Annotated in this window: 14 protein-coding genes, 3 tRNA genes and 1 pseudogene; 12 read left to right on the top strand and 6 right to left on the bottom strand. The window is 66.3% G+C overall.

Annotation, left to right across the window (positions count from 1 at the left end):
• The first annotated feature begins 2 nt into the window (after positions 1 to 2).
• The 6 genes from LMA02_RS07800 (at position 3) to LMA02_RS07775 (ending at position 5,115) form a co-directional block, all read left to right on the top strand.
• Positions 3 to 548: an NUDIX hydrolase gene (locus LMA02_RS07800; RefSeq protein ID WP_166721543.1), complete on the top strand. Its 546-nt coding sequence runs from the start codon at positions 3 to 5 to the stop codon at positions 546 to 548.
• 9 nt (positions 549 to 557) lie between these two features.
• Entirely contained in the window at positions 558 to 1,322 is a 765-nt protein-coding gene (gene aat, locus LMA02_RS07795; protein WP_166721542.1) for a leucyl/phenylalanyl-tRNA--protein transferase, read from the top strand.
• A 33-nt stretch (positions 1,323 to 1,355) separates the two neighbouring features.
• A complete protein-coding gene (locus tag LMA02_RS07790; protein ID WP_166721541.1) occupies positions 1,356 to 2,186 on the top strand; it encodes an arginyltransferase in 831 nt (276 codons plus the stop codon).
• Positions 2,187 to 2,365: 179 nt separating this feature from the next.
• Positions 2,366 to 3,403 carry a quinone-dependent dihydroorotate dehydrogenase gene (locus LMA02_RS07785; protein WP_006751029.1) on the top strand — a complete coding sequence of 346 codons (1,038 nt, stop codon included), beginning with the start codon at positions 2,366 to 2,368 and terminating at the stop codon, positions 3,401 to 3,403.
• Positions 3,404 to 3,505: 102 nt separating this feature from the next.
• Positions 3,506 to 4,300, top strand: a complete 795-nt coding sequence (locus LMA02_RS07780; RefSeq protein ID WP_228907519.1) for a cystine ABC transporter substrate-binding protein — start codon at positions 3,506 to 3,508, stop codon at positions 4,298 to 4,300.
• Positions 4,301 to 4,422: 122 nt separating this feature from the next.
• Complete coding sequence (locus tag LMA02_RS07775) at positions 4,423 to 5,115, top strand: amino acid ABC transporter permease (RefSeq protein WP_006758016.1); 693 nt, start codon at positions 4,423 to 4,425, stop codon at positions 5,113 to 5,115.
• A 67-nt stretch (positions 5,116 to 5,182) separates the two neighbouring features.
• Here the strand turns inward: LMA02_RS07775 and LMA02_RS07770 are convergent, their stop codons facing one another.
• From LMA02_RS07770 to rnr, 6 genes are all read right to left on the bottom strand, one after another.
• A complete protein-coding gene (locus LMA02_RS07770; protein WP_228907518.1) occupies positions 5,183 to 6,169 on the bottom strand; it encodes a Gfo/Idh/MocA family protein in 987 nt (328 codons plus the stop codon).
• A gap of 101 nt (positions 6,170 to 6,270) precedes the next feature.
• Positions 6,271 to 6,987: a FadR/GntR family transcriptional regulator gene (locus LMA02_RS07765; RefSeq protein WP_166721538.1), complete on the bottom strand. Its 717-nt coding sequence runs from the start codon at positions 6,985 to 6,987 to the stop codon at positions 6,271 to 6,273.
• 283 nt (positions 6,988 to 7,270) lie between these two features.
• The gene (gene rpiA, locus LMA02_RS07760; protein ID WP_166721537.1) at positions 7,271 to 7,963 is read right to left on the bottom strand and encodes a ribose-5-phosphate isomerase RpiA; all 693 of its coding nucleotides are present in this window, start codon (positions 7,961 to 7,963) and stop codon (positions 7,271 to 7,273) included.
• A gap of 103 nt (positions 7,964 to 8,066) precedes the next feature.
• Complete coding sequence (locus LMA02_RS07755) at positions 8,067 to 8,936, bottom strand: N-acetylmuramoyl-L-alanine amidase (RefSeq protein WP_228907517.1); 870 nt, start codon at positions 8,934 to 8,936, stop codon at positions 8,067 to 8,069.
• 128 nt (positions 8,937 to 9,064) lie between these two features.
• On the bottom strand, positions 9,065 to 9,808 hold the full coding sequence (gene rlmB, locus LMA02_RS07750; protein ID WP_011656749.1) for a 23S rRNA (guanosine(2251)-2'-O)-methyltransferase RlmB: 744 nt from the start codon (positions 9,806 to 9,808) through the stop codon (positions 9,065 to 9,067).
• Positions 9,809 to 9,959: 151 nt separating this feature from the next.
• Positions 9,960 to 12,413: a ribonuclease R gene (rnr, locus tag LMA02_RS07745; RefSeq protein ID WP_228907516.1), complete on the bottom strand. Its 2,454-nt coding sequence runs from the start codon at positions 12,411 to 12,413 to the stop codon at positions 9,960 to 9,962.
• Positions 12,414 to 12,663: 250 nt separating this feature from the next.
• Here rnr and LMA02_RS07740 point away from each other — a divergent pair.
• The 6 genes and pseudogenes from LMA02_RS07740 to LMA02_RS07715 all read left to right on the top strand — a co-directional run bounded on the left by LMA02_RS07740 (position 12,664) and on the right by LMA02_RS07715 (position 17,699).
• A tRNA-Leu gene (locus LMA02_RS07740) sits at positions 12,664 to 12,750 on the top strand.
• 183 nt (positions 12,751 to 12,933) lie between these two features.
• Positions 12,934 to 13,922, top strand: a pseudogene (locus LMA02_RS07735) (aliphatic sulfonate ABC transporter substrate-binding protein).
• A 110-nt stretch (positions 13,923 to 14,032) separates the two neighbouring features.
• Positions 14,033 to 14,119 (top strand) — tRNA-Leu (locus LMA02_RS07730).
• 246 nt (positions 14,120 to 14,365) lie between these two features.
• Positions 14,366 to 14,452, top strand: a tRNA-Leu gene (locus LMA02_RS07725).
• A 459-nt stretch (positions 14,453 to 14,911) separates the two neighbouring features.
• Entirely contained in the window at positions 14,912 to 16,159 is a 1,248-nt protein-coding gene (locus LMA02_RS07720) for an ROK family protein (protein ID WP_228907515.1), read from the top strand.
• The gene (locus LMA02_RS07715; protein ID WP_228907514.1) at positions 16,146 to 17,699 is read left to right on the top strand and encodes a sugar ABC transporter ATP-binding protein; all 1,554 of its coding nucleotides are present in this window, start codon (positions 16,146 to 16,148) and stop codon (positions 17,697 to 17,699) included. The genes LMA02_RS07720 and LMA02_RS07715 overlap by 14 nt, the downstream gene beginning before the upstream one ends.
• Positions 17,700 to 17,728: the final 29 nt, after the last annotated feature.

The following is a 17,728-nucleotide window of genomic DNA, read 5'->3' as shown; positions in this document are numbered from 1 at the left end:
ACATGAAATTCTGCTCCGTCTGCGGTCACGACGTCATCGCGCGCATTCCACCGGGCGACAATCGTGAGCGCTTCATTTGCGATCACTGCGGCACGATCCATTACCAGAATCCGCGTAACGTGGTCGGCACGGTGCCGGTCTGGGGCGATCAGGTGCTGCTGTGCCGCCGCGCGATCGAACCGCGCTATGGGTTTTGGACGCTGCCGGCGGGCTTCATGGAAATGGGCGAGACGACGGCCGAGGCCGCCGCGCGCGAGACGCTCGAGGAAGCCGGCGCGCGTGTCGAGATTCAGAACCTGTTCACGCTGCTCAACGTGCCGCACGTGCATCAGGTCCACCTGTTCTACCTGGCGCGGCTCGTCGATCCGGCTTACGAGGCCGGCGAGGAAAGCCTCGAAGTCAAACTGTTCGACGAAGCCGACATTCCGTGGGACGAAATCGCGTTCCCGACCGTCAGCCAGACCCTGCGCTTCTTCTTCGCCGATCGCGCCGCCGGCGACTACGGCGTGCATACCGGCGATATCTTCCGCTCGCTGCGCAACGGCTGAGCGCGCCCCATGGTCCCCTGGCTCGGCCCGGACGATCCGTTTCCGCCCGTCGAACGCGCACTGGGTCCCGCGACCGGCGCGCCGGGACTGCTCGCCGCGAGTGCCGACCTGCTGCCGTCGCGCCTGATCGAGGCCTACCTGCGCGGCATCTTCCCGTGGTATTCGGACGGCCAGCCCGTGCTGTGGTGGAGCCCCGACCCGCGGATGATCCTCGCACCGGCCGAATTCAAGGTGTCACCGTCGCTGCGCAAGACGCTCAGGCGCGTGCTGCGCGAACCCGCGTGGGAAGTGCGCGTCGACCATGACTTTGCGGGCGTGATGCGCGCGTGCGCGCAAGCGCCGCGCCGCGGGCAGCGCGGCACCTGGATCACCGCCGAGATCATCGACGCCTATACGTCGCTCTACCGCTCCGGCAACGCGCACAGCATCGAGACGTGGCACGACGGGCGCCGCATCGGCGGTCTGTACGGCGTTACGTTCGGACGGATGTTCTTCGGCGAGTCGATGTACGCGGATGCCACCGATGCGTCGAAGATCGCGCTGGCGACGCTGGTCGCCCACCTTCGCGAGCAGGGGCTGGAAATGATAGACTGCCAGCAGAATACGTCGCATCTAGCGTCGCTCGGTGGCCGCGAGATCGCACGCAAGGCCTTTGTTGCTCACGTGCGCCGCGCGGTGGCCGAACCGCCGATTCCGTGGCAGTTCGACAAGCGCGTGCTCGCCGCGCTGACGGGCCCCGCCGAACCGGCGGCGCCCTCCGGGATCGAGCGCTAGCGCGGCACTCCTTCCCTGCATCGAGAGCTGCCCATGACTCACCCGACTGAGCTGCCGCTTTCACCGCTTTCGGCGCTGCAATTCTATGCAACGGCGCCCTATCCGTGCAGCTATCTGGACGGCCGCATCGCGCGCTCGCAAGTCGCGACGCCGAGCCACCTGATCAACTCCGACATCTATACCGAGCTCGTGAAGGCCGGCTTCCGGCGCTCGGGCGTCTTCACCTATCGCCCGTACTGCGACGGCTGCCGCGCCTGCGTTCCGGTGCGCGTGCCGGTCGGCGCGTTCACACCGTCGCGCACGCAGCGCCGAATGTGGAAGCGGCACCGCGCGCTCGTCGCGACAGTCTCGCCGCTGCACTACGACGAGGAGCACTACGCGCTCTACATGCGCTACCAGTCCGCGCGCCACGCGGGCGGCGGCATGGACCGCGACAGCCGCGACCAGTACGAGCAGTTCCTGCTGCAGAGCCGGATCAATTCGCGCCTCGTCGAATTCCGCGACCTCGACGCGCCGGGCGGCGAGCCGGGCAAGCTGCGCATGGTCAGCATGATCGACATCCTCGGCGACGGACTGTCGTCGGTCTACACGTTCTTCGAACCCGACGACCAGCACACGAGCTACGGCACCTACAACATCCTGTGGCAGATCGAACAGGCGAAGAGCCTCGGCCTGCCGTACGTGTATCTCGGCTACTGGATCCGCGAGAGCCCGAAGATGGCCTACAAGGCGAACTTCCATCCACTCGAAGGGTTGCTCGACGGCCGCTGGAAAATACTCGATCCCGATCGTGTCGAGCTGCCACCGGTCGACGCGGCACTGGCGCGCGCGCCGCTGCCGGGCGGACATTCCGGGTCGGGTTGACGGGCCCTCCCGCGGCGCGGCTTCGCGCCTGCAACGGGCACCCTTTCCGCCCGTGCATGCGCCGCCGCACCGCACGAGAAGCGCCCCCGCCGGCGCGCGCGAAGCGAAGCCCGCCCTTGCCGCGCAACTCCCGGTAAAATAGCGGGTTGTCATTCATTCCGGCCGTCCGCCCAATTCCCGTGTTCAGTTCCCTCTATCCGCTGGCCCGCGCATCCCTGTTCAAGATGGATGCGGAAGACGCTCACCACCTCACGCTGCGCGCGCTCGGCGCGGCCGGCCGCACGGGCCTCGCCTGCGCGCTGTCGGCGCGCGTGCCCGATGCGCCCCGCACCGTGATGGGGCTCACGTTCCGCAACCCGGTCGGCCTCGCCGCCGGCCTCGACAAGGACGGCGCGGCCATCGACGGCCTCGCGTCGCTCGGCTTCGGCTTCATCGAGGTCGGCACCGTCACGCCACGCCCGCAGCCGGGCAATCCGCGCCCGCGGATGTTCCGCCTGCCGCAGGCCGACGCGCTGATCAACCGGATGGGCTTCAACAACCACGGCGTCGACCAGTTCGTGAAGAACGTCCAGGCGGCCCGCTATCGCGGCATCCTCGGCCTGAACATCGGCAAGAACGCCGACACGCCGATCGAGCGCGCCGCGGAAGACTATCTCTACTGCCTCGAGCGCGTGTACCCGTTCGCGAGCTACGTGACGATCAACATTTCGTCGCCGAATACGAAGAACCTGCGCCAGTTGCAGGGCGCGGGCGAACTCGACGCGCTACTCGCCGCGCTGAAGGACAAGCAGCAGCGCCTCGCCGACCTGCACGGCAAGCTCGTGCCGCTCGCGCTGAAGATCGCTCCCGATCTCGACGACGAACAGGTGAAGGAAATCGGCGACACGCTGCTGCGCCACAAGATCGAAGCCGTCATCGCCACCAACACGACGCTGTCGCGCGCGGCCGTGCAGGGCCTGCCGCATGCGGACGAAGCCGGCGGCCTGTCGGGCCGCCCGGTGTTCGACGCCTCGAACGAAGTGATCCGCAAGCTGCATGCCGAAGTCGGCAGCGCGGTGCCGATCATCGGCGTCGGCGGCATCTTCTCGGGCGAGGACGCACGCGTGAAGCTCGCGGCCGGCGCATCGCTGGTCCAGCTGTATACGGGCTTCATCTATCGCGGCCCCGCGCTCGTGGCCGAATGCGTGAAGGCCATCGCGCGCGAACGCACCGCGTAATATAGTCATAAACAAACGATATTTAGTGGTCGATTGCATTTTTGCTATGATCGACCCCATTGTCAGACTCAAGCGCCCCGCCGGGGCAAGGAAGCTCACACGATGAAAATTTCGCTGCTGAAGAAGCTGCTCGTTGCCGGCCTGATCGGCACGTCGTTCGCCGCCGCCACCGCGCATGCGGCCGACCTCCTCGATGAGGTGAAGCAACGCGGCACGCTGCGCGTCGGCCTCGAAGGCACGTTCCCGCCGTTCAACTCGAAGAACCCGCAAGGCGAGCTCGTCGGCTTCGACGTCGACATCGCGAAGGCCGTCGCCGCGAAGCTCGGCGTGAAGGCCGAGTTCGTCACGACCGAATGGAGCGGCATCATCGCGGGCCTGCAGGCCGGCAAGTTCGACGTGATCGCCAACCAGGTCGGCATCACCGACAAGCGCAAGGAAACGCTCGACTTCTCGCCGGCGTACACGTACTCGTCCGCGCAGCTGATCCAGCGCAAGGACGATACGCGCCAGTTCAAGTCGCTCGACGACCTGAAGGGCAAGAAGCTCGGCGTCGCGCTCGGCACGAACTACATGGACATGGCGAAGTCGGTGCCCGGCATCGACGTGAAGACGTACCCGGGCGCGCCCGAGTACCTGCGCGACCTCGCGGCGGGCCGTCTCGACGCGGCACTGAACGACCGCCTGATGCTCGCGTACCTGACGAAGAACTCGCAACTGCCGCTGCGCCCGGGCGCGAACGTCGGCTCGGCGAATCCGTCGGGCATCCCGTTCAAGAAGGGCAACCCGAAGTTCCAGAAGGCGATCGACGACGCCATGGCACAACTCGCGGCCGACGGCACGTTCACGAAGATCTCGGACAAGTGGTTCGGCATCGACGTGACGAAGCCGATCAAGTAAGCACGCCTCTGTTTCCCGCCTGACGGCGGGCCGGAATGGGCGGCATCCGAAACGATGCCGCCCTTTGTTTTATCGGTCCGGTTTATGATTGCGCTTTCGCGCACGCACTCGCTTCGTATTCCATGTCGACAACGTCCCTGCTCGTCCAATCGCTGCCGGTGCTCGCCCAGGGTGCCGTACTGACTGTCAAGTTCGCCGTGCTGTCGATGGTGTTCGGCCTGCTCGGCGCCGTCATGCTCGCGATGATGGGCATCCGGCAAAGCGAACCGCTCGAAGGCTTCGAACGTATCTGGGTCAACGCGCTCGCGTGGCTCGCGCGCGCGTATGTGAGCCTGATGCGCGGCACGCCGCTGCTCGTGCAGATCTTCGTGATTTATTACGGATTGCCGAGCCTCGGCATCTCGCTCGATCCGACGCCGGCCGGCGTCATCGCGCTGTCCGCGAACGTCGCCGCTTACATGTCCGAAAGCATGCGCGGCGCGATCAACGGGATCGCGCGCGGCCAATGGCTGGCCGCCTACAGCCTCGGGCTGTCGTGGGGGCAGACGCTGCGCTACGTGATCGGCCCGCAGGCGCTGCGCATCGCGGTGCCGAGCCTGTCGAACAGCCTGATCAGCCTGATCAAGGACACGTCGCTCGTGTCCGTGATCACCGTGACCGAGTTGCTGCGCAGCGCGCAGGAAGTGATCGCGGCGACCTATCAGCCGTTGCCGCTGTACCTTGCCGCCGCCGCTGTCTACTGGGTGCTGTGCCAGATCCTCGAATGGGTCCAGCGCTGGTACGAAAAGCGCCTGTCGCTGCCCGCGCGGCACTGAGCACGGCACTGAGCACGTTGCATCGCCCGCCGGGCCGCGGATGCGCGCCCGGCCCCTTCCTTCCCGCCTACTCGCCCGAATAGCGCACGCCGAGCGCCGCGCGTGCCGCGTCGGTCATCGCGATCATCTGTCGTGAATGGTCGTGCGTCATGATCGGGCTCTCCAGTTCACCCGCGCGCAGCAGGTCGCAGAAATGCGCGGTCTCGTAGTTCAGGCCGCCGCCGTCGAACGGTACATCGAGTTCGACGGTACGCCCGTCGGCATAGCGGATCGTCGCCCGCGTGGGGTTCCACCACTTCTCGTGAATCGTCACGTGCCCGCCCGCCGCGGCGATCAGCGCGTCGCCGCGTCCCATCACGTCGAGCCCGCAAAAGAGCTGCGCGATGCCGCCATTCGCGTGGCGGCTGTTCAGGCTCGCGAAGACGTCGACGCCCGTCGCGCCGACACGGCCGAGCGTCTGCACGTCGCGTGCGGCGCCGAGCCAGTCGACCGCGAGAAACGCTTCGTAGATCCCGATGTCGAGCAGCGCGCCGCCGGCTCGATCGAGACGATAGACGGAATGATCGTCCGGCACCGACGACGACGCGCAGCCCGCGCGCACGAGCCGGATCTCGCCGATCGGATCGTCACGCAAGTGCGCACGCAACTGCCGGTACAGCGGAAAGAACGGCGGCTTCATCGCTTCCATGAAGAGGCGTCCGGCAGCGCGCGCCGCGTCCAGCACCGCGTCGAGTTGCCCTGCGTTCAGCGTCGCCGGCTTTTCGCACAGCACGGCCTTGCCGGCGGCGAGCGCCGCCTGCGCGTATTGCGCATGACTGTCGTGGAGGGTCGCGATGTAGATCGCGTCGATGTCGCTCGCGAGGAGCGCGTCGAGGCTGGCCGCGGGCGTGCCGCCGCAGCTGTCGCAGAAGGCGGCTGCCGCGTCGGCGCGGCGTGCCCACACGCCGGCGAGCACGGCACCCGGCACGTGAGCGAGGCTTTGCGCGAAACGGCGTGCGATGCTGCCTGCGCCGACGATGCCGAAGCGCACCGGGCGGTTGTCGAAGTCGTTCATCCGGATCTTCCGTGTCGTTCGTATGACGGTGGCCGACACGCTGCCGGCCGGCCGTCATGATAAACGGCTCGCCGGCTCACGGTTGAGCGACGCGGGTGGATTCAGGCGCGCATGGGCACGTCGACGGAGAAATCGCGCGAGATCTCGTCGGCGCTGAAATCGATCAGGGCGAGCGATGCCGCTTCGGCTTCGCGCGGATCGCGGCGTTCGATCGCATCGACGACGCGTGCATGCGCCTTGACCGCGATGTCGTGCGCGCCATCCTTCTGCACGACGCGCGGATTCACGAGCCGCACTGCGCCGCGCACGATCGCCGCCATCTGCTGGAAGAACTGATTGCCGCTCGCTTGAACGATCCGCGTGTGCAGCAGTTCGTCCGCCGTGTCGTAGCCGGGGTCGCCCGGTTGCAGCACCTTGAACGCGTCGAACGCCTCACGGATACCCGCGATGTCGACGGCCGTTGCACGGACCGCCGCCTGCGCGGTCGCGCGCGGTTCGATCAGCATCCGGAATTCGATGACGTCGCGCATGAATTGCGGATCCGGTTTCGCACGAAACCGCCAACTCACGACGTCTTCATCGATCATGCGCCAGTCGCGCATCGGTCGAACGCGCGTACCGACTTTCGGACGCACGTCGAGCATGTCGCGCGCAAGCAACATCGATAATGCTTCGCGCATCACCGTGCGGCTCACGTCGAACTCTTTCGACAGCACGTCCTGCGGCGGCAGAATGCCGCCGTACTTGTCCTCGACGATACCCGCGACAAGCCCATCCATCACTTTGGCGACCAGTGACCGGTCTTTGCCCTGCTCCATGACACCTCCCCGTGCGTCGATTTGCGAACACCTGCTCCGCAGTTCCGCCGGCCCTGGTTACGACTGTTCTTATGATCTATAAGTTGATGATTTCGGGGATATTCCGCTATCTGGTAAACACCTGACAGGGTTATCCCTCTTTTGGAAGAGGTGATTTATAAGGCTTCAAAAAAAGCCCGGAAAGCGCGCTGCGCTTGCCGGGCCGGGACTTCAACAAGATTTAAACATGCAATCCATTACGGCTTCTTGACGCCATTACGGACTGCTTCTCATTCAGTTTTGATTAACCGGGATAAACGATCGTCTCGACGCCGTTTGCCGTGCCGAGCAGGCACAGATTCGCGCCGCGCTCGGCGAACAGGCCGACCGTCACGACGCCCGGCCACGCGTTGACCTGCGCTTCGAAACCGCGCGGATCGGCGATCTGCAGCCCCTTCACGTCGATGATCTCGTTGCCGTTGTCGGTGATGTACGGCGCGCCGTCCTGCGTCACGCGCAGCACCGGCACGCCGCCGAGCGCGGTCACGCGCCGGCCGATCGCCGTGCGCGCCATCGGCACGACCTCGATCGGCAGCGGGAATGCGCCGAGCACCGGCACGCGCTTGCTGCCATCCGCGATGCAGACGAACGTATCGGCCACCGACGCAACGATCTTCTCGCGCGTCAACGCACCGCCGCCGCCCTTGATCATTGCACCGCTTGCGTCAATCTCGTCGGCCCCGTCGACGTACACCTGCAGCGACTCGACCTCGTTCAGGTCGAACACCTTGATGCCGTGCGATTTCAGGCGTTCGGTCGTCGCGAGCGAGCTCGACACGGCGCCGCGATAGCGCGATTTGACGGCCGCGAGCGCGTCGATGAAGCAGTTGGCGGTCGAGCCGGTGCCGACGCCGATCACGGCGCCTTCCGGCACGTTCTGGATCACATAATCGGCGGCCGCCTGGCCGACCAGGCGTTTGAGTTCGTCTTGAGTCATGAGGTGGGAATACAGCGGGATTGCGGAAAACCGCCAGTTTACCGGACTCGCGAGACGCCCCGGGCTTTTTCCGCGCGGATGTCGGCCCCGGCCACGCCGACGGTCACGGCGTGCCGTTGGCCGACGCGTTGCCGGCGGGCGCAGCGGGGAAATACTTGTCGAGCAGCGCCTGTGCGATCGCGTCGGTCTCGGCGTCCGGATTGCCCGCGTAGTCGGATGGCCGGAAGTGCATCTGGAATGCGGCGAATACGCGTCGTGTGCGCGCGTCGAGCACGCCGTCGGTCGGCACGTCGTAACCGTAGCGCGCGAGCTTCAGCTGCAATTCGCGCACGTCGACGAGCGCGTGCGGATCGCGACCGTCGAGCCGCGCGGCCACGGTCGCATCGTCCGGCCATGCGCCGACGCCGGCTTGCGCGAGCGCATGCCACGGGAACAGCGGACCGGGATCGATCTTGCGTTGCGGTGCGATATCGCTGTGTCCGACCACGCGCGTCGGCGCAATCCCGTAGCGCGCGACGATATCCTTCGACAGGTGAATCAGCGCATCGACCTGCGCGGGCGAATACGGCTGCCAGGTGAGGTTTTGCGGATCGAGCGGGCCGCGATTCACGTTCTCGATGCCGATCGACGCCGCATTGAGCTCGGTCGTGCCCTGCCATTCGCTGATGCCCGCATGCCATGCGCGCTTCGATTCAGGAACGAGCTGATAGACGACCGGCATCCCGTGTTCGATGCGCGGTTGCGGCGGCACGACGTAGTGCACGCTGACCGAATCGCCCGTCAGCGTGCGTAGCGATTTCGCTTCGTCGCTTTCGGTGTAATGCATCACGAGAAAGCGGATCCGCGCATCGGCGCCGCGCGCGTGCAGGCTCGTGTCGGCGTAGTAGCTGCCGCGCTCGATCAGCGACGGCGACGTGCAGGCGGCCAGCAGGCCAAGGATGGCGCACGATGCGCCGAGGCGAATCAGGGTCATGGTTCGCGAGTTCCGGGGCCGCGTGCCGCGCACAATCGCGGCACGCGTCGTTCGGGTCATGGCGGCCCGCGCATCGCGCGAGACCGCGTGCGTCAGCCCGTCAGTCGGCCCGTCAGTCAGCCGGCGAATCAGCCCTTCACGCGCCGCTGCCGCACCGCTTCGTACAGGCACACGCCGCTTGCAACCGACACGTTCAGGCTTTCCACGCTGCCGGCCATCGGGATGCTCATCACGTCGTCGCAGGTGTCGCGCGTAAGCCGGCGCATGCCTTCGCCTTCCGCGCCCATCACGATGGCGACGGGGCCGTCGAGCTTCGTGTCGTACAGCGTCGCCGACGCGTCGTCCGACGTGCCGATGATCCATACGCCCGCTTCCTTCAGTTCGCGCAGCGCGCGGGCGAGGTTCGTGACCGTGATGTACGGCACCGTGTCGGCCGCGCCGCTCGCGACCTTCGCCGCGGTCGCGTTCAGGCCGACCGCGCGGTCACGCGGCGCGATCACCGCATGCGCGCCTGCCGAATCGGCGACACGCAGGCATGCGCCCAGGTTGTGCGGATCGGTGACACCGTCGAGCACCAGCAGAAGCGCCGGGCCCTGGATGCCGTCGAGCAATTCGGACAGGTTCTGCGCGAGCGGAACGTCCTCGACGCGCGCGACGACGCCCTGGTGGCGCTCGGTATGCGCGAGGCCCCACAGGCGGGTTTCGTCGGCCGCGATCAGCCGCACGCCCGCTTCCTTCGCGGTGTGCAGGAAGTCCTGCATGCGGCGGTCGCGGCGCGTCTGGTCGTACAGCACCTCCGCAACCGTCGATGCATCGTGCCGCAAACGTGCGGTCACCGCATGAAAACCGTAAAGAACCTTCAGACGTGACATGACTGGAACAACCTTCGATCAAACGTGCGGCCGCGCGACGTGCGCAGCCGCGATCCATGGAAAAGGAAAGCGCCGCGTTGCCGGCCGGTGACCGGTAGAACGCGGCGTCTCTCGATACTGCAAGGGCGCGCGCGTGCGCCGCCCCGAACGCTCAATACTTCTTGCGGGCGTGTGTCTTCTTCGCGGCCGTCTTCGCCGGCGCGCCGCCCTTCTTCTTCGCCGCACGCGCGTCGTTCACCGCGGCGGTCGGTGCGCTGGCCGTCCGCTTGCGACGCGGCGCGGCTTCCTCCACCGGCGGCAACGAGCGCACACGCGGGCCGCCGCGATCGTTACCGTTGCCGACGACGGCCGGCGCCGGTGCCGGACGCGGCACCTTCACCGGCGTGTCGCGCACGAGGCGGAAGTCGATCTTGCGCGCATCGAGATCGACGCGGCTCACCTGCACGCGCACGCGATCCGACAGGCGATAACGGATGCCCGTGCGCTCGCCGCGCAGCTCGTTCTTGATCTCGTCGTACTGGAAGTAGTCCGAGCCGAGTTCCGTGACGTGCACGAGCCCTTCGATGAACAGCGTATCGAGCTGCACGAAGATGCCGAACGACGTGACGCCGTTCACCATCCCGCCGTATTCCTCGCCGAGCTTGTCGCGCATGAAGTAGCACTTGAGCCAGGCCTCGACGTCGCGCGACGCTTCGTCGGCACGCCGCTCGTTCGCCGAGCAGTGCAGGCCGAGTTCTTCCCAGATCGCGGTATTCACGCGCGAACGGCCGCGCGCTTCGTCGTCGGCCTGCTGCATCGCGCGGGCGCGCGGCGACAGCGCGGTGTTCAGCTCGAAGCCGTCCGGTGCCTTCGGCGTGTACTTCTTGCCCGACAGGATCGCGTAGATCGCGCGGTGCGTGAGCAGGTCGGGATAGCGGCGGATCGGGCTCGTGAAGTGCGCGTACGCCTCATACGCGAGACCGAAGTGGCCGATGTTGTCCGGGCTGTAGACGGCCTGCTGCATCGAGCGCAGCAGCATCGGCTGCAGCATCTGCGCGTCGGGCCGGTCGCGAATCTGCGCCATCAGCGCCGCATAGTCGCTCGCATGCGGCTTCTCGCCGCCGCCGAGCGACAGGCCCATGCCGCGCAGGAACGCGCGCAGGTTCTCGAGCTTTTCCGGCGTCGGCCCCGCGTGCACGCGGTACAGGCCCGCGTGCTTGTTGCGCTTCAGGAAGTCGGCCGCGCAGACGTTCGCGGCCAGCATGCATTCCTCGATCAGCTTGTGCGCATCGTTGCGCTGACGCGGCACGATCTGTTCGATCTTGCCTTGCGAGTTGCAGACGATGTACGTCTCGGTCGTGTCGAAGTCGATCGCGCCGCGCTTCTGGCGTGCGGCGAACAGCGCCTTGTAGACGCCGTACAGGTCCTGCAGGTGCGGCAGCAGGTCCGCGCGGCGCGCGGCCTCCGGCCCTTTCGTGTTCGACAGCACGGCCGCGACTTCCGTGTACGTCAGGCGCGCGGCCGAATGGATGACCGCCGGATAGAACTGGTACGCTTTGATCTCGCCGCGCGCGGTAATCACCATGTCGCACACGAGCACGCAGCGGTCGACCTGCGGATTCAGCGAGCACAGCCCGTTCGACAGCTTCTCCGGCAGCATCGGAATCACGCGGCGCGGGAAATAGACCGACGTGCTGCGCTCCAGCGCGTCGGCATCGAGGCCGCTACCCGGTTGCACGTAGTGCGACACGTCGGCGATCGCGACGATCAGTCGGTAGCCGTCGCCGCGACCGACCTTGGTCGGCTCGCAGTAGACGGCATCGTCGAAGTCGCGGGCGTCCTCGCCGTCGATCGTCACGAGCGGCACGTCGCGCAAATCGACGCGGAAGCGCAGGTCGGTCGGACGTACCGCGTCCGGCAGTGCGGCGGCATCATTGAGCGCCCGCTGGCCGAATTCGTGCGGCACGCCGTACTTGCGCACGGCGATCTCGATTTCCATGCCCGGATCGTCGATATCGCCGAGCACTTCGACGACGCGGCCGAGCGGTTGCGAATGGCGGCTCGGGAAGTCGGTCAGTTCGACGACGACGACCTGACCGACCTTCGCCTTCTTCACGTTCTGCGTGATCAGGATGTCGTGGCCGATGCGCTTGTCTTCGGGAGCGACGATCAGCGCGCCGTTCTCGTTGAGCAAGCGGCCGATCACGCGCTTGTTCGCGCGCTCGGTGACCTCGACGACATGGCCTTCCGGCCGACCGCGGCGATCGTAGCCGACGATCCGCGCGAGCACGCGGTCGTTGTGCATCACCTTCTGCATTTCGCCGTTCGGCAAAAACAGGTCGTCCTGGCCGTCGTCGCGGATCACGAAGCCGTAGCCGTCGCGATGCCCTTGCACGCGACCGGCAACGAAGTTCGACGGATGAGTGAGCTGGTAGTGGCCGCGCTTGTCGAGGCGGATCTGGCCGTCGCGTTCCATTGCGGCGACACGCCGGAAGAACCCCTCGCGTTCCTGGCGCTTGATCGACAGCGCTTCGGCGATGTCGTTGGCGGCCAGCGGCGCGTCGCTCGTACGCAGCACGCCGAGAATTTCTTCACGGCTCGGAATGGGGTACGGATATTTGCTCAAGGGTTTGTCGATGATTGTTCTCGTTGCGTTGACTGATGGTGCACGGCATCAACATAGAAGTGTCCGTCAGACAGTTCTATAGTGACGGCGGCGGATCATTCTATCATCCGACAGTGTCGCCAAATAACCGCGAATGCCGCGTGCAGGCGCCGCGGCGGCCGGTTCGCGGCGCATCGCAAAAATGTGTTGACACGGATAATTGGGGCGCTATAATTTCGCTTCTTTGCAGCAGGCAGCTACTGCAAAACGTGCCCAGGTGGCGGAATTGGTAGACGCACTAGGTTCAGGTCCTAGCGGTGGCAACATCGTGGAGGTTCGAGTCCTCTCCTGGGCACCATCTGTTTTTTGAAAAGGTCGGCTTATGCCGGCCTTTTTTCATTTCCGGCCTTGCCTTACGCGCACTGGCCGCGCCATATGCCCGTCACTCCGATCGATAGCAGAATTAATCGGTTATCGATTGCCCTTCCCGTTGGTACGTTAGCCGCGTTGCTTTCAACGAACCCAACGGGGAACCCGCTCCATGACGTCGATGAACCGCCGCGCATTCGCGCAGGCGATGCTGGCCGCCGGCCTGAGCGCCGCCGGCATCCGGACGCACGCCGAGAACACGCCATCCACGCTGCGCATCGGTTATCAGAAATCGTCGACGCTCATCACGCTGCTCAAGACGCGCGGCACGCTCGAGCAGTCGCTCGCGCCGCTGGGCCTGCGCGTGTCGTGGCATGAATTCGCGAGCGGCTTGCCGCTGACCGAAGCGCTCAACGTCGGCGCGATCGATTTCAGCGCCGACGTGGCCGACACGGTTCCCGTCTTCGCACAGGCCGCGCATGCGCGGTTCGTGTACGTCGCACAGGAAGCACCGTCGCCCAAAGCGCAGGCCATCATCGTCAAGAACGACAGCACGCTGCGCACGCTCGCCGATCTCAGGGCCAAGCGCATCGCCGTCACGAAGGCTGCCGGGAGCCACTATCTGCTGCTTGCCGCACTCGCGCGCGCCAAGCTCGCCCCAACCGACGCCGCGATCCACTACCTGACACCGGCGGACGGCCGCGCGGCGTTCGAGCGCGGCAGCGTCGATGCGTGGATCACGTGGGATCCGTATGTCGCGCCGTCGACTCGAACCCCGACGTGCGGATTCTGGCCGACGGCAACGGGCTTGCTTCGTACCAGCGCTATTACCTCGCGTCGAGCAGCTTTGCCGCCGCGCGCCCCGACGTCATCCAGATCGTCTTCGACCGTCTGTCACAGGCCGGCGCGTGGCTGCGCGAGCATCAGCGGGAAGCCGCCGATACCCTTGCGCCGATCTGGGGACTCGACGCGAAGACGATCGAGCGCGCCAACGCGCGACGCAGCTATCTCGTGCGCGCCGTGGTCACGCAGAATTTCGGTGAGCAGCAGAAGATCGCCGATACGTTCCTCGCAGCCGGCTTGCTGCCCGCCCGCGTCGACACGGACGATGCACTGCGCTGGAATTTCACGGCTAAGCGTGCGGAGCCGATCGGCGTCTGATGCCCCGCCCATGCAACGCACGATATTTTTATCGCCGTCGCTCAAATTGTGTTGACAGCTTCTTCGAACACGCTACAATAGCGGTCTTCGCATCGCAGCAAGCGAAACGTGCCCAGGTGGCGGAATTGGTAGACGCACTAGGTTCAGGTCCTAGCGGTGGCAACATCGTGGAGGTTCGAGTCCTCTCCTGGGCACCATCTGTTTTTAAAAAGGTCGGCTTATGCCGGCCTTTTTTCATTTCCGGCGCCGGATTGATACGCGCGCTCGCGGCGGCGTCTGTCCGCGTACCCGACGTCACGACGCATCGGCGATGCGTTGCGGCCCATGCCCTCGCCCAACGTCGCGAGCAAGCCATCAAATAATTTTCGTTCGCAACCCGTTGACAGATCCTTCAGACGCGCTATAATTTCTCTTCTTTGCAGCAAGCAGCTACTGCAAAACGTGCCCAGGTGGCGGAATTGGTAGACGCACTAGGTTCAGGTCCTAGCGGTGGCAACATCGTGGAGGTTCGAGTCCTCTCCTGGGCACCATCTGTTTTTTGAAAAGGTCGGCTTATGCCGGCCTTTTTTCATTTCCGCTTCCGGAAGCGCGATATCGCGTTCATATCGCGAGTCACACCGCCCCTCCCCATTACGCGCGCCACGCGTACCGCATCTCCTCCCTCGTCATCTTTGCGCAAGGACAAATCACCTCGGCCTTCGCGACGAGCTCACGTGCGTCGTCGACACCAAACAAACGACCCGCCGGATCGCGCCGAAACGTTGCGCCGACCACGACCGCGAGGTCGGCCGGCAGCCGAATCCTGCGCCTCATCGCACCCGCAACGACGCACGATGAAAACCTGCCACGCCCGCAAACCCACGCCCCGCCTGCTTCTCCGGCCGAAGCCGGGATTTCCCTAGGCTGACATGCCGTCGCTCACGCGGTTAAATAAATCAACGTGATTTATTTAATGCGTCGACAGACGACGCGCCATGGAAGGAGACGCCATGAGAAGCCCGCACATCGGCCAGGGAAGCAACTCGGCCAACGTGCGCCGTTACAACGAGCGCCTGCTGTTGAAGACGCTGCGCCGTGCGGGCAGCGCGTCGAAGGCCGACCTTGCGCGTCTCGCGAGCATGACGGGCACGGCAGTCGGCAGCATCATCGCGTCGCTCGCCGACGCGAAGCTGATCGAATTCGCCGGCCGCACCGAGGGCCAGCGCGGCCAGCCGGCATCGCTGGTCCGTCTCGATCCGCGCGGTGCGTTCGGCATCGGCGTCCATCTCGACCGGATGCGCATCGAGACGGCGCTCGTCAATTTCGCGGGCGACGTGCTCGGCCGCCGCTCGCACGACACACTGCTTCCCCCGCCTGCCGACGTGCTCGACATCGTGCGGCGCGACATCGATGCGATGCAGGATCTGCTCCCCCCGCATGAGCGCGCACGACTCACGGGCGTCGGCGTCGCCCAGCCGTACAACCTCGGCGCGTGGATGCGCGAACTCGGCCTCGCGCCCGATACGTTCCGCGCATGGGAAGACGTCGATTTCGCGAGCGACCTCGGGCGCATGCTGTCGCTGCCCGTGTTCGGCGAAAACGACGGCAACGCGGCCGCGATCGCCGAACTGTTCTACGGGTACGGCCGACAGTGCGACGACTTCGTCTACCTGTTCATCGGCCCCGCGATCGGCGGCGGCATCGCGGTCGACGGAGACTGCCTGCGCGGCGTGACCGGCAATGCCGGCGACATCGCCGTGATTCCCGTGCCGCCGAGCCGGCTGGCGTCCGCACCGCCGCCGCGCGGCCCGTGGGACATCCTGCTCGCCCGCGCGTCGCTGCATGCGCTCGTGCGTCACCTCCGCCATCACGGCGAGACGGTCGAGAATCGCGCCGACCTCGAGGCCTGCATCGCGCGTGGCCTGCCGGCGGTCGACGAGTGGATCGACGACTGCGTCGACGCGCTCGCACCGGCATTGCGCGCGGTGCTGTGCGTCGTCGATGCGCCGGTGGTGGTGCTCGACGCCGATACCGACGCCGGCCTGCTCGACGCGGTGACGACCCGCCTGCGCGCGGCCCTCGTCGCCACCGCGCCGGAAGCGCGCGGCACGCCGACGCTCGTGCGCGGCACGTTCGGCGCCGACGCCGGTGCGATCGGCGCCGCGACGCTGCCGATGTTCTTCAATTTCTCCCCGCGGGCCGGCATCCTCAAGGGCGCCCGCACCGAATCGCAGGAGGTCAACCATGTCGCGATCTGAGTCGTCCCGGCCGCTGCTCGAGATGCGCCGGATCAGCAAGACGTTCCCGGCCGTGCGCGCGCTCGACAACGTCAGCCTGACCGTCTATCCGGGCGAGATCCATTCGCTGATGGGCGAGAACGGCGCAGGCAAATCGACGCTGATGAAGATTCTGTCCGGTGCGTACCGCGCCGACGCCGGCGGCGAGATCCTGATCGACGGCGAGCGCATCGACGTCGACGGCCCGCTCGCCGCGCGCGATGCAGGTGTCGCGGTGATCTACCAGGAGCTGTGCCTCGCGCCGAACCTGACCGTCGCGGAAAACATCTACGTCGGCCGCGAACTGCGGCGCGGCAACCGGCGCTGGGGCACCATCGACCGCGCGGCGATGGCGCGCGGCTGCCAGGACGTGCTCGCCCGCCTCGGTGCGCCGTTCGGTCCGGACACGCTCGTCGGCACGCTGTCGATCGCCGAGCAGCAGCTCGTCGAGATCGCGCGCGCCGTGCACACCCGCGCGCGCATCCTCGTGATGGACGAACCGACGACGCCGCTGTCGTCGCGCGAGACCGAGCACCTGTTCGGCCTGATCCGCCAGCTACGCGAGGAAGGCCTCGCGATCATCTACATCAGCCACCGGATGGCGGAAATCTATGAATTGTCCGACCGCGTGTCGGTGCTGCGCGACGGATCGTACGTCGGCACGCTCGAGCGCGAATCGCTGTCGGCCGAGCGGCTCGTCGCGATGATGGTGGGCCGCGATATCTCCGGCTTCTACAAGAAGGAACATGCGCCGTACGACCCCGGTCACCTGCTGCTGTCGGTGCGCGACATCGCCGACGCCGAGCGCGTGCGCGGCTGCAGCCTCGACCTGCATGCCGGCGAGGTGCTCGGCATCGCCGGGCTCGTCGGCGCGGGCCGCACCGAACTGGCGCGGCTGATCTTCGGCGCCGAGCCGCGCACGCGCGGCGACGTGAAGCTCGGCGACCGCGCATTCGGCGCGCATTCGCCGCGCGACGCGATCGACGCCGGCCTCGTCTACCTGACGGAAGACCGCAAGCGCCAGGGCCTGTTCCTCGACATGAGCGTACGCGACAACATCAATATCTCGGTGTGCAACCGCGATGCGCGGCTCGGTGCGCTCGATCTCGCACGCGGCGCGCAACGCGCACGCGACGCGATCGCATCGCTGTCGATCCGCGTGCCGAACGCCCACGTCAACGTCGGCGCGCTGTCGGGCGGCAACCAGCAGAAAGTGCTGCTGTCGCGCCTGCTCGAGACGAAGCCGCGCGTGCTGATTCTCGACGAACCGACGCGCGGCGTCGACATCGGCGCGAAATCCGAGATCTACCGGATCATCAACGAACTGGCCCGCGCGGGCGTCGGCGTGATCGTGATCTCGAGCGAACTGCCGGAAATCATCGGTGTCGCCGACCGCGTGCTCGTGATGCGCGAAGGCGAGATCGCCGGCGAACTCGGCGGCCACACGCATACGCCCATCACGCAGGAAGCGATCATCGCGCTCGCGACCGGCTCGCAGGCCGAACTCGCCGACGCGCACTGACCACGGCCCCTTCATTTCCTTCTTCATTC

Origin of the sequence: Burkholderia sp. B21-005, assembly GCF_020843965.1 — a bacterium.
Classification (GTDB): Bacteria; Pseudomonadota; Gammaproteobacteria; order Burkholderiales; family Burkholderiaceae; genus Burkholderia; species Burkholderia ambifaria.
The sequence above is the reverse complement of the archived record's forward strand: the minus strand, read 5'-3'. Positions and strand labels throughout refer to the sequence as shown.